The 13,517-nt window shown below is 40.0% G+C and carries 14 protein-coding genes; 8 read left to right on the top strand and 6 right to left on the bottom strand.

Annotated features, from left to right (window positions below):
* Positions 1 to 6 precede the first annotated feature (6 nt).
* A complete protein-coding gene (locus tag ABJN95_RS15085) occupies positions 7 to 1,545 on the bottom strand; it encodes a M81 family metallopeptidase (protein ID WP_348371763.1) in 1,539 nt (512 codons plus the stop codon).
* Between the two features lie 175 nt (positions 1,546 to 1,720).
* Between ABJN95_RS15085 and ABJN95_RS15080 the strand changes: the two genes are divergently transcribed.
* From ABJN95_RS15080 to nudK, 5 genes are all read left to right on the top strand, one after another.
* The gene (locus ABJN95_RS15080; RefSeq protein ID WP_348371420.1) at positions 1,721 to 3,421 is read left to right on the top strand and encodes a GMC family oxidoreductase; all 1,701 of its coding nucleotides are present in this window, start codon (positions 1,721 to 1,723) and stop codon (positions 3,419 to 3,421) included.
* A 4-nt stretch (positions 3,422 to 3,425) separates the two neighbouring features.
* A complete protein-coding gene (locus ABJN95_RS15075) occupies positions 3,426 to 4,019 on the top strand; it encodes a gluconate 2-dehydrogenase subunit 3 family protein (protein WP_348371418.1) in 594 nt (197 codons plus the stop codon).
* A 105-nt stretch (positions 4,020 to 4,124) separates the two neighbouring features.
* Positions 4,125 to 4,652 (top strand): Crp/Fnr family transcriptional regulator, encoded by a 528-nt coding sequence (locus ABJN95_RS15070; protein WP_348371760.1) that lies wholly within the window; start codon positions 4,125 to 4,127, stop codon positions 4,650 to 4,652.
* Between the two features lie 65 nt (positions 4,653 to 4,717).
* The gene (locus ABJN95_RS15065) at positions 4,718 to 5,077 is read left to right on the top strand and encodes a DUF4406 domain-containing protein (RefSeq protein ID WP_348371417.1); all 360 of its coding nucleotides are present in this window, start codon (positions 4,718 to 4,720) and stop codon (positions 5,075 to 5,077) included.
* Entirely contained in the window at positions 5,067 to 5,651 is a 585-nt protein-coding gene (gene nudK, locus ABJN95_RS15060; protein ID WP_348371415.1) for a GDP-mannose pyrophosphatase NudK, read from the top strand. The genes ABJN95_RS15065 and nudK overlap by 11 nt, the downstream gene beginning before the upstream one ends.
* Before the next feature lie 101 nt (positions 5,652 to 5,752).
* Here nudK and ABJN95_RS15055 read toward each other — a convergent pair whose 3' ends face one another.
* Positions 5,753 to 7,018, bottom strand: a complete 1,266-nt coding sequence (locus tag ABJN95_RS15055; protein WP_348371414.1) for a D-alanyl-D-alanine carboxypeptidase — start codon at positions 7,016 to 7,018, stop codon at positions 5,753 to 5,755.
* Between the two features lie 163 nt (positions 7,019 to 7,181).
* On the opposite strand from ABJN95_RS15055, the gene ABJN95_RS15050 reads away from it, so the two are divergent.
* Positions 7,182 to 7,379 (top strand): hypothetical protein, encoded by a 198-nt coding sequence (locus tag ABJN95_RS15050; protein WP_348371412.1) that lies wholly within the window; start codon positions 7,182 to 7,184, stop codon positions 7,377 to 7,379.
* A 139-nt stretch (positions 7,380 to 7,518) separates the two neighbouring features.
* Here the strand turns inward: ABJN95_RS15050 and ABJN95_RS15045 are convergent, their stop codons facing one another.
* Positions 7,519 to 8,457, bottom strand: coding sequence for a LysR substrate-binding domain-containing protein (locus ABJN95_RS15045; RefSeq protein ID WP_348371410.1), 939 nt, complete (start codon positions 8,455 to 8,457; stop codon positions 7,519 to 7,521).
* 191 nt (positions 8,458 to 8,648) lie between these two features.
* On the opposite strand from ABJN95_RS15045, the gene ABJN95_RS15040 reads away from it, so the two are divergent.
* The gene (locus ABJN95_RS15040) at positions 8,649 to 9,128 is read left to right on the top strand and encodes a Dps family protein (protein ID WP_348371408.1); all 480 of its coding nucleotides are present in this window, start codon (positions 8,649 to 8,651) and stop codon (positions 9,126 to 9,128) included.
* Between the two features lie 123 nt (positions 9,129 to 9,251).
* Positions 9,252 to 11,099 carry a sigma 54-interacting transcriptional regulator gene (locus tag ABJN95_RS15035; protein ID WP_348371406.1) on the top strand — a complete coding sequence of 616 codons (1,848 nt, stop codon included), beginning with the start codon at positions 9,252 to 9,254 and terminating at the stop codon, positions 11,097 to 11,099.
* Between the two features lie 28 nt (positions 11,100 to 11,127).
* Here ABJN95_RS15035 and ABJN95_RS15030 read toward each other — a convergent pair whose 3' ends face one another.
* The 3 genes from ABJN95_RS15030 to ABJN95_RS15020 all read right to left on the bottom strand — a co-directional run bounded on the left by ABJN95_RS15030 (position 11,128) and on the right by ABJN95_RS15020 (position 13,494).
* Complete coding sequence (locus ABJN95_RS15030; protein WP_348371405.1) at positions 11,128 to 12,045, bottom strand: helix-turn-helix transcriptional regulator; 918 nt, start codon at positions 12,043 to 12,045, stop codon at positions 11,128 to 11,130.
* Positions 12,046 to 12,208: 163 nt separating this feature from the next.
* Positions 12,209 to 12,964, bottom strand: a complete 756-nt coding sequence (locus ABJN95_RS15025) for an SDR family oxidoreductase (RefSeq protein ID WP_348371403.1) — start codon at positions 12,962 to 12,964, stop codon at positions 12,209 to 12,211.
* 158 nt (positions 12,965 to 13,122) lie between these two features.
* Positions 13,123 to 13,494, bottom strand: coding sequence for an antibiotic biosynthesis monooxygenase (locus tag ABJN95_RS15020; protein ID WP_348371401.1), 372 nt, complete (start codon positions 13,492 to 13,494; stop codon positions 13,123 to 13,125).
* Positions 13,495 to 13,517 lie beyond the last annotated feature (23 nt).

Here is a 13,517-nt window from a genome sequence, read left to right as displayed (position 1 = left end):
GTTTTCTTATTTCAATTTATCTGAAGCAGAAATTAGTCTGGTGCTTAAATCTGGCTTTTCGTTGCCCTTGTCTAAAGGAAACATCGGTCTTTTAATATGCCGGTATGCTAAGCGTTCCAAATCTTGATCAACACCACCAGGGGTCAATGCCATAATCCATCCTTTTCGCATGTCATATAATTCAGGAACCAAATACCCTATTTTCACCACTACAATAGCTGCATCACGCGGGTTTAAGTTCAAATCTGTGAAATCTACTTCATGATGGTAGGGCTTTCTTTTTTTTGTTACTATGACATGTATACTGCCTATTTTGACAACTACTTCTACCTCAGCGTCACGGTCTCCGTGCTTAATGGCAGTGACTATTCCTTCTAATTTTAATGGAGGTGCGTAGCGGTCATCGACAAGGGCTCCTGCTTGGCCTGATACTTCTCCGCCAACTCCAACTTTTAAGGCTTCTTCAATAAGGTTAGGGCCGGGAATAGAAGCATAAATTAAATTAGGCCCGTCTGCAGATTTAAATTCTGATCGATTTAATAGTTTTTGCAGGGTCCACGTAACATCACCAGCACCACCCGCGGTAGGATTGTCTCCCATATCGCTAATGATAAAAGGTCTTTCTTTGCTTGCGAGTGCCATTTTCAGACTTTCCTTAAAGCCGGCCACCGGAGCCACAAATTCGAACTTGTGACGCACATCCCAAAAAGCATTGGCTAATTTTTCTGCTCCTTCTGTGACTTGTTCTTCATTGTCACCTGTCACCATAACGACCCCATGATTACGGGCTTCATCAGCCCAAGCATATCCAATCCATATTGCAGCATCAATAACGCCATCCATCTTTTCCACATCTGGTATCTTGGCATATAAACTTTTTCCAGGTTCAATTCGAGTACTGGTCTTTTCTCCAGGCAATAGAATGGGCACAGGAATCCAGGCTTTATATTTGGGTTTACCCTTTCCACTTTCAAGACGTTCAAGTAAGTTTGTAATCGATCGCTCTTTTGATTCCAGTGCGTCTTCATGTGGAGCCATACGATAACAAGTTATCAAGTCGGAATGCGCTGCCAAACGTTCCGAAACGTTGCCGTGTAAATCCATAGAGGTAGAGACCAAAACATGGGTACCGATAGCTTCGCGAATACGTCGAATTAAATCGCCTTCTGCGTCTTCCAAACCCACTACGCTCATCGCACCATGAATGTCAAACCAAAGTCCGTCATACGGTCCATTTTCCTTAAGCATTTTAAGCGTTTTTTTGACCATAGATTCATAAGCCTCGCGGGTAACGACTCCGCCCGGTAAAGATTTCCCTAAAAAAGTTGGTATCCATTGAGCGCGTTTACGAATAGCGCTACCTTCCTTAAAAAACGGGTAGCGACCGAAAATAGAATCACCAATTCTGGCATGAAATGCTTCCTCATGGGTTTGAGCAGGGGAGAAGGTACTTGATTCAATGCCTATACCTGCTATAGCAATGCGGGGTAATTTTTTATCAACTTTTTGATTTTCTGATTTTGATTTGCAGCTTACTATGAGGATAGCTGCAACAGTAAAAAGAAATATTTTTTTTTTCACTCTGATATCTTTTTTTGTTAGATATTGATTCCACCAAGGAATATGTTTTAAAGATAGGCCCAATTTTTATTCTTTGGAAGTGCGCACTTTTGTCTTCAATTTTTTTAATTCTTATCTTCCAAATCCAATCCGAATATAAATGGCCAACTACAATATTGATGCAAAAAAAGAGCTTACGTACGATGCCATTGTCATCGGTTCTGGAATAAGTGGCGGATGGGCTGCAAAGGAACTCTGTGAAAAGGGACTCAATACATTGGTACTTGAGCGCGGAAGAGTGGTAGAACATGTTAAGGACTACCCGACGATGCATCTTGATCCATGGGATATGGAACTTCGCGGGGGACTATCTCCAGAGCAAAAAAGGAAACACTATAAAAACATTCGATCTGGTTGGGTTGGTACTGATACTGAACATTTTTGGGCGGATGATGAGGCAAATCCTTATACCGAGGTGAAACCCTTTTTGTGGCTACGTGGTCACCAAATGGGAGGGAGGTCTTTGTTATGGGGTAAGCAGACCTATCGTTGGAGCGATTTGGATTTTGAAGCAAACGCAAAAGATGGTTACGGTGTAGATTGGCCGATTCGATACGCCGATATTGAACCATGGTATACCCATGTAGAGCAATTTGCAGGAATTAGCGGAGAACCGCTCGGACTTCCACAATTGCCCGATAGTCATTTTCTACCACCAATGGAGCTGAACTGTGTAGAGAAACATGTGAAGAACAGGCTTGAAAAAGACTATCCCGGTAGAAATCTAATCATTGGAAGGGTCGCTCACCTAACGCAGCCGCACAACGGAAGAGGTCAATGCCAATACCGTAATAGATGCAGTAGGGGCTGTCCGTATGGAGCGTACTTTAGCAGCAATGCGGTAACCTTGCCTGCTGCGAACGCAACGGGTAATTTGACGATTCGACCCTACGCTATTGTACAGTCTATTGTGTATGATGATAAAAAAGGAAAGGCCACAGGGGTTCGAATTATTGATGCGGAGACCAATGAAGCTATTGAATACTCGGCAAAAATCATTTTTTGCAATGCCTCTACCTTAAGTACAACCCAAATACTATTGAATTCGAAATCGAAGCGTTTCGAAAACGGTTTGGGCAATGATAGTGGAGAACTCGGGCACAATCTGATGGACCATACCTACAGGGTTGGTGCAATGGGAAAAGTCGATGGATTTGAAGATAAATATTATAAAGGCCGCCGCCCTAACGGCATTTATATTCCTCGATATTGGAATATTGATGAGCAATCGAAGTCTGATAAATTCCTTCGTGGTTTTGGGTATCAGGGCGGTGGTTACCGCGGTGGGAACCCGGCCAATATCGAAGACTTTGGAGGCGCTTATAAAGATAGCATCTTAAAACCGGGCCCATGGGAGTTTTTCATTACCGGATTTGCAGAATGCCTCCCATATCATGATAACAAAGTAATCTTGAATGCTGATGTTCAAGACAAATGGGGCCAACCTACACTTTCAATAGATGCCGAATTCAAGGAAAACGAAAAAGCACTGAACCAACAAATTCAAGAAGATGCCGTTGAAATGCTAGAGAAAGTAGGACTGAAAGATGTTATGGGTTTTGATAACGAACATCCTCCGGGCTATGGGGTTCACGAAATGGGAACAGCCCGTATGGGGCGTGATCCGAAAACCTCTGTATTGAATGGTTTTAATCAGATTCATGCAGCCAAGAATGTTTTTGTTACCGATGGGGCCTGTATGACCTCTTCATCTTGTGTCAATCCTTCATTGACGTATATGGCGATCACAGCTCGGGCGGCGAATCATGCGGTGTCGGAATTAAAAAAGCGAAACTTATAGTATTATGGATAGAAGAAAGGCGCTAAAGAAAACGGGTGTATTGGCTGGAGCTGCAGTGGCTATGCCTACTGTACTTTCAATATTGCACTCCTGTAAGAATGAGCATGCTGTGATTTGGCAACCTGAATTTTTTTCCAAGCCAGAAGCTAATACGATTTCATACCTAGTCGATTTGATATTACCGCGTACAGATACTCCTGGCGCTTTGGATGTAAAGGTCGACGTATTTATTGACAAGGTCATTGCAAAAACCTATGATGAACAGGGTCAACAACAAATGCGCGACGAAATCACTGCCTTTAACAATCGCTGTAAAAAAGAATTCGGTGCCATCTTTTCCGAACTGAACGAGTCTAAAAGAGTAGCGGTTTTAAGAGCTGAAGAAAAGTCTGCGGGTAAATTTAACCCGGGAGTTTGGGGCACGGCCATTGGAGATCAAAAACCTGTTGGTTTTTATCGCTCAATAAAATCAATGACAATATGGGCCTATTTTACCTCAGAGGAAATTGGAGAAAAAGTATTGAATTATGACCCCATTCCCGGTAATTATAATGGCTGTAAACCGCTATCGGAAGTTGGAAATCGCTGGAGTTTGTAAATTTCATTAATTGCATATCACTTGGAAAATAATAGTACGAAAAATAGTACTGGTAGCGAAATAACAATAGGTCTTCAGGTTCTCAACAATATTCAAAAGCATATCGTGCTACACAGTTCAGATCGGAAATATCTAGCGTCAATTTTTTCTGTGCATACATTTGCAAAAAAAACACTGTTGCAGCACCAGGGTCAATTGTGCAAAAAGTTGTTTTTTGTCGAAGAAGGGAGTTTACGAGCATTTAGTGTAAATGAGGAAGGCAAAGAAGCTACTATAATGTTCGCTGTTGATGATTGGTGGATTACCGATATGTATTGTTTTTCAAAACAACTACCCGCTATGGTCTCACTGGAGGCTCTTGAAGATACTAAAGTTGTTGCCTTAAACTTTGAAGCATTCGAAAATTTATTGGCTAGATTGCCCAAGTTTGAACGATTTTTTAGAATCCTTTTTCAAAATGCTTATGCTCGTGAACAGCTACGGGCTTTAGATAGTATTTCATTATCAACAGAGGAAAGATACCGTCGATTTCTAATCAAGTATCCACAAATTGTTGAAAAAGTAACGCAGAAGCAAATAGCGAGCTATTTGGGGGTGACTCCTGAATTCTTGAGTTCAGTAAAGAAGAAATAATAGTGACTTAAACTATCTTAATTTTTTTCGTTAGATAATTTACGTTCTTTACAAAAAACAACCCTATGATGATGATTTTAATTGCCGGACCTTATCGGAGTGGTACAAACAACGACCCGCGTCGCATTCAAAAAAATATGGATAAATTAGAAGCTCAGGCTTTGCCCATATTTCGTAAAGGACATGTGCCAATGATTGGCGAATGGGCGGCCAATCCTTTGATAGCATTGGCGGGTTCAAAAGAGGTTGGTGATGCTGTGTTCAATGAAATTCAGTATCCGGTAGCCCATCGATTGTTAACAAAATGCGATGCCATACTTCGTATTGAAGGGGCCTCGACAGGTGCAGATCAAGATGTAGAAATTGCCAAAAGTTTAGGATTGAAAGTATACTATGACTTAAATGAAATTCCGAATGCCGAATAAAAGAGTACGTAAAATCAAAAAAACGATGCTTTCGAACAACTGGTATACACTGAATAAATTCACCTTTGAATACCAAAAAGACGACGGTTCTTGGGAAACTCAAGAACGTGAAGCTTACGATAGAGGAAACGGAGCAGCCATACTTTTGTACAACAAAGAGAAAGGCACCGTTGTGTTGACCCAACAGTTCAGAATGCCAACCTTTGTCAATGGAAATACAGACGGAATGATGATTGAAGCTTGTGCCGGATTATTAGATGGAGATAAGCCCGAAGACTGCATTCGTAAGGAGACCGAAGAAGAAACAGGTTATCGTATCGATAATGTTGAAAAAGTAATCGAAACCTATATGAGTCCTGGTTCGGTTACCGAAATATTGTATTTGTTCATTGGAGAATATGAAGACCAAATGAAGGTAAGCGAAGGTGGTGGCTCCGAACATGAAACCGAAAATATTGAGGTTTTGGAATTTCGATTTGAAGATGCCCTAAAGATGATTGCCAGCGGCGAGATAAAAGATGCAAAAACTATTTTGTTATTGCAATATGCGAAAATTAATGGCATACTACACTAAGGATATGCGATCACGATAGCTCTAGAGAGAAGCTAAACTTGCTTGGAAGATTAATGGTAAATATTCATTTAGCATACCGCTGCGCACACCCTTGTCATTTTTCAATAAGTGTCTCGAATGTTCTCAAAAATCTGCTGCATTCGCTGTTTAACTTCTGATGAGGGCTGCCTAAAATGGTTGTTCATAAAACTAAAAATCAAGGTTTTACCCGATTTGGTGATCAGATATCCACTGATATTGTGGTTGTTCCCAACGCTACCGGTTTTGGCAAATAAATAGGGTTCAGGATCACCATGATACCAGTCTTTTAAGGTTCCTTCGCCGCCAGTGGGGAAAAAACTCATCAACCGTTCTTTAGGAATCTCCTGGTACAATTTACTTAAAACATACACCATAGATTCAGGGGTAAAGAGATTATATCGAGAAAGCCCAGATCCATCAACCCATCTTGGCTTTTGCCTTAGTTCGGCCAATTCATTGTTTAAAATATACTGCCTAGCTTTTGAACTGCTGAGGGTATCAGATAGCGTAGCGGCACCTAAAATCAGCAACTGTTCCGCCAAGAAATTATCGCTTTCGATCATCATACGCCTGTAAACCGAGTCGACCGCTATACCCGCTAACACTTTTTTCTTAGTTGCTGGCATCTTTTGTACAAGGGTCACCTTTTTTTTCAAAGCCTCTTCCAATAAAATTTTAGTAAGCGTACTATCTGTTCTAAAAGGTATTTCTAGTGTGTCTTTGCGTGAAGGAGAAAAGTAGAATCGATTTTGTTCTAAATTTCTGTTGCGATCAACATGTATAGCAATAACCGAATCTTTAAAATAAGATGGTGTAACGTTCATACTATCTGCATGAAATAAGGTAGTAACATTTCCATATATGGGAAAAGGTCCTTTTTCTGGTTGAAAATAGTATTGATAATCTTCCCAGGCCCAACCGGGGCCAAATTTTTCGTCCTGGAAATTATTTAGGTGCAAGGCAATGTTATCGTATCGCTTTAAGAAATCAATGGTTTTATTGTATCCAAAATAGCTGTGCAAAAGAGTAGGGTCTCCTGTTCCCTCTAGGTAGAGCGTATCATTTTGCTGTAGGTACTTTAAGGCCGGAATACTATCGGGCAAAAGCCGCAATGCGGTAAACAAGGTGAAGATTTTGGTATTGCTCGCAGGTGTAAAGTACTTTTTAGCGTTAAAATGCAACAATGTGTCCTTATTTTGTGGATTTACCACTAAAAATCCCGTAAATTGATGATCATAGAATGCTGATTCAAAGACCTTTAGGGTGCTTTTTTGAATACTCCGTTTTGTGCCCGAACACCCTACTAACAAAGAGAACAATAAAAAGTAGACTGGTATTATTTTCATGTTGGCAAAAGTAAGGAAATACGCAAACTAGGTACCTGAATTGCGTTAATGTGAAATTATCTAATTTTTAACAAATCAAGAGCAATAACATATATACTTTTCTGTTTAACTTTAGGATGCTAAAACGTCCGAAGAACTACTAATTAATTAAACATTTTGAAATATGGCTAGAGCAATGCTTGAGTACACGAAGACCGTACTCAAAAAAGTGAGCTTCGACACGAAGCTTTTTTGCAAAGAACTAAAAAAAGCAATTTCAAATTTACTCCCCGAAGAAATTGAGGAACTCAGACTCTGGTTAAAACAGTTCATTAACGACAAACCAGAATTACAAGAAAGTCTTATTTATTTAAAGGCATAATTAACAACCCAGCCAAGCGGCTGGGTTTTTTTATTTCCTCAAGCAACCCTTACCCCTGCTGTGAGTTCTATATAAATAGATACGAAGGTCATTATACGATTTCCCCATTTTCTTGTCAACGGTACCTGCTGCTAGGTATTTATTTGCTAATGGGACTTATGATTTTAACATCCTGAAAAGCAATAGCCCCTCTAACAATTCCGGAAATCACATCACGTAAAGCTTCGGTAATTTGTATTTTAAGCTCGCTCTTGTGATAAATAAGACTCACTTCACGTGCCGGGGATGGATTATCAAAATATTTTAGATTTTTTTTCTTTTGATCGTCCAATTCCAATGTATTTAAATAAGGGAGTAATGTCATTCCCATATCTTCGTCTGCCAGATTCACCAAGGTTTCGAAACTTCCACTTTGCAACTGAAAATGTTCTCTTGAAACATCTCTAGGGGCTTTACAAAGGTTGATTACTCCATCTCTAAAGCAATGTCCGTCTTGTAGTAATAATACATCGGAAACATCTAAATCTTCTGGTTTCAGATGCTCATAGGTACCTAATCTATGGTTTCTTGGTACATATCCTACGAAGGGTTCATAATACAAGGGGCGTTCTTTTATGAATTCAATTTCCAATGGGGTGGCTGCAATCGCGGCATCGATATGTCCATCTTGAATATTCCGAATTAAACTTTCCGTACTTTGCTCCTTAATAATCAGGTTGACCTTTGGGTATTTCTTAATAAACGTCTTTAGGAACATTGGAAGTAGGGTAGGCATTACCGTTGGAATGATTCCCAAGGAGAAATCTCCACCAATAAAACCTTTGTCTTGGTCCACAATATCATTGATTCTCGAAGCCTCATTGACAATGTTCTTGGCCTGAGCAACTATTTTTTGACCTACTTCTGTTACGGCTATAGGTTTTTTACTGCGATCAAAGATCAGTACATCCAATTCATCTTCCAACTTCTGCACCTGCATACTCAGTGTGGGTTGAGTCACAAAACTCTTTTGGGCCGCTAGTGTGAAATTTCGATATTCCGCTACCGCGAGAACATATTGCAATTGGGTGATAGTCATAGGAATTGTTTTGAGCTATAAAATTATAAAAACCATTGATAAAACTTATCATTTTAAGTTAAACTTATGTGATAAATTTATAGTAGAGGCAAAAAAGATGGCTTGATTGGGAGAAGTATGATAAGAATCAACCCGAATTGTTTCTAGACGTTTTAATTTTAAACAGTATTTCAAAATCTAAAAATAGAACCATGAAAATGAACAGTATAGGCCTAAATGCCGAAAAATCACAAAAATTAAGCAATGACCTAAATTTATTATTGGCAAATTTTCAGCGCTATTATCAAAACCTTAGGGGTATTCACTGGAATATAAAGGGAAAGCGATTCTTTGATTTGCATGTCAAGTTTGAAGAATTGTATACCGATGCCAATATGAAAGTAGATTTGCTAGCCGAGCGCATTTTGACTTTAGGGGGAGTGCCACAACATACTTTTGAAGATTATATCGAAAATTCGAAAGTACCAATAGGAAAGAATGTTACTGATGATGAGCAATCGATTCGCTTAATTGTCAATTCGTTGAGCGAGTTATTACGTATTGAAAGAAGCATATTGGAAACTTCTGCAGATGCTAACGATGAAGGCACAAATAGCATGATGGGCGATTTTATTTCCGAGCAAGAAAAAACGGTTTGGATGATGAAGGCCTGGTTGGCTGAGGAGATTTAATACTGCTTTTGGCGAAGAGATAAGACCTGCTTCGGCAGGTTTTTTTATCTGTACTTGTTTTAGCATTGATATACTTGGTCATAAATCTTTATATTTAGAGTGAACAACCAGCTCATTTGTATTATGTCTGAAATAGAAACCGATCTTCCGGCATTTCTAGCAAAGGTTCCCTTCTTTTCCGAGGTTTCAAAAACCTCATTGACCAATCTCTGTAATCATATTGCAGTGGAAGGGTATTTTAGAAATGATACTATCGTCTCTAAAGGTGATGTGGGTGATGCCATGTTCGTCATTCTCGAAGGCGAAGTAAAGGTGCATGAAGGGCAGCATGATTTCGGGCATTTGAAACAAGGAGACTGCTTTGGCGAGTACGCCCTTATCGACAACGATACACGTTCTGCTTCAGTAACAGCGATTCAAGCCACCAAGGTGGCAAAGATTGGCCGTGAACACTTTTTAGCTTTAATGAAAGGTGACCAAGGGTTCTCACAGGGAATACTTTCCGTAATGATCAAGCGCCATCGCGAATTGGATACAACCCAAGAACAATTGGCCAATTCCAAAAAATTAGTGGAACAGGCCAACAATAAAATGAGCGGACTCATCAATGGTGCTATGGATGCCATCATCATGTTCGACGCCAAGTTCAGGATAATCTTGACCAACCCTTCTGCGAATGTATTGTTGGAGAATGATGATGTGCTGCAGCGTAAGGTGCTTTTTTTCTTTGATGATGCAAGCGCCGAACTCATTGAGTCTTTAGTAACATCAGGAAAGGGAGGTGACCAAGATGCGCTCAACAACTATTTACCTCAAATTGTAAAAGTCATTGGTTCTAATGAGAAAGAAACATTGAACGAAGGCACCATTAGTTGGTACAAGGAAGGTGACGAAACTTTTTACACCTTGATCTTGAGAAATATCGAAGAACGTATTGCAGCTCAAGACACAATTAGCATTTTGACCAATCAGACTGAATATTTAACTGAGGAAATAAAAGAATTGACCAGCAGTTACGGAATTATCGCTCAAGATTCTAGTATGATCGAAGTACTCAATTTAATCGAACAAGTTGCTCAAACCGACGCCACAGTCTTGATCAATGGAGAAACTGGTACCGGAAAGGAGTTAGTGGCCAGAGCCATTCATCAGGCAAGTCTCAGAAACGACAAACCTTTGATCCGCATTAATTGTGGTGCCATACCGGCGAACCTGATTGAAAGCGAATTGTTCGGTCATGAGAAAGGGGCTTTTACAGGTGCGACCGCTAGTAGAAAAGGACGCTTTTTGCTGGCAGATAAGGGAACTATATTTTTAGATGAAATAGGGGAGATGCCTTTAGATCTGCAACCCAAACTTTTACGAATCATTCAAGAAGGAGAGTTCGACCCGCTGGGAAGTTCAGAAACCGTAAAAGTTGATGTGCGCATTATCGCGGCCACGCATCGTGATTTATTTAAGTTTTCGAAAGAAGGCAAGTTCAGGGAAGACCTCTACTACCGTTTGAATGTTTTTCCAATCGTAGTGCCATCTTTGCGAGAACGCGGAAATGATATTCATTTGATCGCACAGAAAATTATCGAACAGTTTTCGGCAAAACTCAATAAAAAGGTAGAGCCTTTGACCGAGGCTGATAAGGCTTTGTTATCACTTTATGATTGGCCGGGCAATGTACGCGAACTTCAAAACATCATCGAACGTGCAGTCATTGTTGCTCAAAATGGAACCATCGATTGGGACGGCTTAATTCCCAAATCTTCTGAACAAGCGGCAACTTCAACCCAGTCAAAATACGAGAAGATTTATTCTTCGGAAGAAATAATCGAATTGGAACGAGCGAATATTCTTCGCGCTCTAAAAAAAACCAGCTGGAAAATTTCCGGCAAGAATGGTGCTGCTGCTATTCTGCAACTGAAGCCTACTACCTTAAGTTCGAAAATCAAGGCGCTGAACATTGTGAGGCCTATATAATTACAGGAATTCTCGTCGGCAATGCAACCTAGTTAAATGCTTTTCGAAACTCCAATGGCGTCATTTCTGTTTTGTTTTTGAACAATTTGGTGAAGGATGTGTGATGTTCAAAACCCAAACTATAGGCGATTTCGCTCACCGAAAGTGTAGTTGTAGACAATTGCTCTTTGGCCTTTTCTATAAGCTTATTATGAATATGTTGCTGTGTGCTTTGCCCGGTTTGAGATTTTAATAAGCTACTCAAATAATTCGGTGATAGATTCAGACTGTCGGCTACCATTTGTACCGTGGGCAAGCCTTTTTCTATCAAACGATCTTCCTTAAAATAGTCTGATACTATCCCTTCTAACCGGCGTACGGTTTCGTGATTAGAAATTTTACGTGTAATAAATTGCCGCTCATAGTAACGTTCGGCATAATTGAGCAGCAGCTCTAATTGTGAGATAATGATCTTTTGACTAAACTTATCGATGTTAGATTGGTATTCTTGCTGTATATTTTTTAAAATAGCCACCATTTGCTTTTCTTCTTTTTGCGATAAGAAAAGCGATTCACGAACCCCATAGCCGAAGAATTCAAAGTAGGACATTTTTTTGGCTAAGTCACTGTTCCAAAGAAAATCAGGATGCACTAGCAACAAATAACCAGACGGTTTGTTCGCCTTTAAATTCGGATTGCCCGCCAAACTCATTACCTGCTGAGGTGCCACGAAAGTCATTAAACCTTGGTCGAAATCATATTCTTGTTGCCCGTAAAAAAGTTTGTGAGCTACGTTGCGCTTCAGCCCAATAGTATAATAATCTTGCCTCCATCGCAATTTTTCTATCGTGGTCGGGTACTGCACCCGAGCATAATTCACCAAACTGATCAGCGGATGTTCTGGTGCGGGCAAATTTGCCAATTTGTGGTAGTCCCCAATTTTTTTGAAATGCGATAACTCATTCATGTACCTAAATTTACTGAAAAGAAGATGGTGCTTTAAAAGTTGGGTCAAATACCATCTTGAACCTGTTGAAATATGTTAATATATCGTCGATACCTTATTATCGGTAGGCTCAAGCCGACAAGAAAACTCGACCGCTCTTTTAAATATGCCCATGCTCCTAGATTTACACCAACATTCCGCCAGAAACCTCGATACGTTGCCCATTAATCCAAGCTGCTTTATCGGAACAAAGGAAAGCAACAACTCCGCCAATATCATCAGCTTCTCCTACGCGGCCTAATGCAGTAATACTAGCTATCAATGCCTGCTTATCGTCTTCACGATTACTACCTCCGGCAAAGTCGGTGGCAATGGCTCCAGGAGCAATGACATTTGCAGTTATTTGACGGTCACCCAGTTCTTTAGCCAAATAACGGGTAAATATCTCAATTCCCCCTTTCATCATTGCGTAGGCTGACATCCCGGGGAGGCTAAATCGGGCCAGACCACTTGAAATATTGATGATTCGACCCCCTTCTTTTAGATGTGGCAAAGCCGCCTGAGTCAGAAAGTAAACACTTTTCATATGTACATGCATCATTTCATCAAATTGCGCTTCAGTGGTGTTGGCAATCAAGTTATAGGCCCCTGTTCCTGCATTATTGATGAGAAATTCAAAACCAGACTTACCATTTTCCGCTTTTAAATAAGCTGTAGCTTTCTCTATAAACCTATTTCCACTTGTAAAATCATTGGCATCAAATTGAAAAGCGACTGCCTTTTGTCCTATAGCTTCAATTTCTTGAATGAGTTCGTTCGCTTTGATTTGGTTACTATGGTATGAGAATATGATATCGATACCTTCTTTGGCTAGATTTATTGCCATGTCTCTACCTAGACCTCGACTTGCTCCTGTAATGATTGCTGTTTTCTGATTCATTTTGCTTTGTCTTTTAATTACAATACAAAATTGCGTCAATATAGCTAGACATCCTTTTCCAAATCTATGTTTTACTTGCCCAAATCTAGTGGCGCATTTGAAATGCAACTTCATTGACACTTCCGATAGCACTTTGGCTAAGCCAGCGCTCTAACATTTCACATCTCAAACAAAACTTTGGTAATCGTCACTTTCGGCTTTTCGATGCAGTAAGGGTTAAATTGACCCATTGCTTTTTTGAATTTTTCAGATTGCGCAAATTTTAAATAGGACGCTTTGTTTTTCCATTCTGCCCGCACAAAAACGATGTCTTTTTCCTCTAGCTTAGAAAATGATGCGCTCACCCAGTCCGATTGCTTACGCACCAATTCAGGGTTTGTGACTTTAAAAAGCTCCAATACCTCATGAATTTTACCAGGCTGAAGTTGTACAGTGGTTTCTACAATATAGTTACCAGTTTCTTTCGTCTGTTGTTGTTCTTCACACGATAGACTCAGGCAAATCAAAGTAACAAGGAATGTATTTTTCATAAGCAGTTTTTTTAAACTCCAAA

Origin of the sequence: Maribacter sp. (genome assembly GCF_039974175.1) — a bacterium.
Lineage (GTDB): Bacteria > Bacteroidota > Bacteroidia > Flavobacteriales > Flavobacteriaceae > Maribacter_C.
Note: the sequence above shows the minus strand (reverse complement) of the source record. Positions and strands in the feature narration are given on the sequence as shown.

Excerpts from the sequence above, each read along its gene's own strand:
- ABJN95_RS15080 (WP_348371420.1), top strand. The coding sequence starts at position 1,721 with ATGGCCAACTACAATATTGATGCAAAAAAAGAGCTTACGTACGATGCC.
- ABJN95_RS15075 (WP_348371418.1), top strand. The coding sequence starts at position 3,426 with ATGGATAGAAGAAAGGCGCTAAAGAAAACGGGTGTATTGGCTGGAGCT.
- ABJN95_RS15065 (WP_348371417.1), top strand. The coding sequence starts at position 4,718 with ATGATGATGATTTTAATTGCCGGACCTTATCGGAGTGGTACAAACAAC.
- nudK (WP_348371415.1), top strand. The coding sequence starts at position 5,067 with ATGCCGAATAAAAGAGTACGTAAAATCAAAAAAACGATGCTTTCGAAC.
- ABJN95_RS15055 (WP_348371414.1), bottom strand. The coding sequence starts at position 7,018 with ATGAAAATAATACCAGTCTACTTTTTATTGTTCTCTTTGTTAGTAGGG.
- ABJN95_RS15050 (WP_348371412.1), top strand. The coding sequence starts at position 7,182 with ATGGCTAGAGCAATGCTTGAGTACACGAAGACCGTACTCAAAAAAGTG.
- ABJN95_RS15045 (WP_348371410.1), bottom strand. The coding sequence starts at position 8,457 with ATGACTATCACCCAATTGCAATATGTTCTCGCGGTAGCGGAATATCGA.
- ABJN95_RS15040 (WP_348371408.1), top strand. The coding sequence starts at position 8,649 with ATGAAAATGAACAGTATAGGCCTAAATGCCGAAAAATCACAAAAATTA.
- ABJN95_RS15035 (WP_348371406.1), top strand. The coding sequence starts at position 9,252 with ATGTCTGAAATAGAAACCGATCTTCCGGCATTTCTAGCAAAGGTTCCC.
- ABJN95_RS15030 (WP_348371405.1), bottom strand. The coding sequence starts at position 12,045 with ATGAATGAGTTATCGCATTTCAAAAAAATTGGGGACTACCACAAATTG.
- ABJN95_RS15025 (WP_348371403.1), bottom strand. The coding sequence starts at position 12,964 with ATGAATCAGAAAACAGCAATCATTACAGGAGCAAGTCGAGGTCTAGGT.
- ABJN95_RS15020 (WP_348371401.1), bottom strand. The coding sequence starts at position 13,494 with ATGAAAAATACATTCCTTGTTACTTTGATTTGCCTGAGTCTATCGTGT.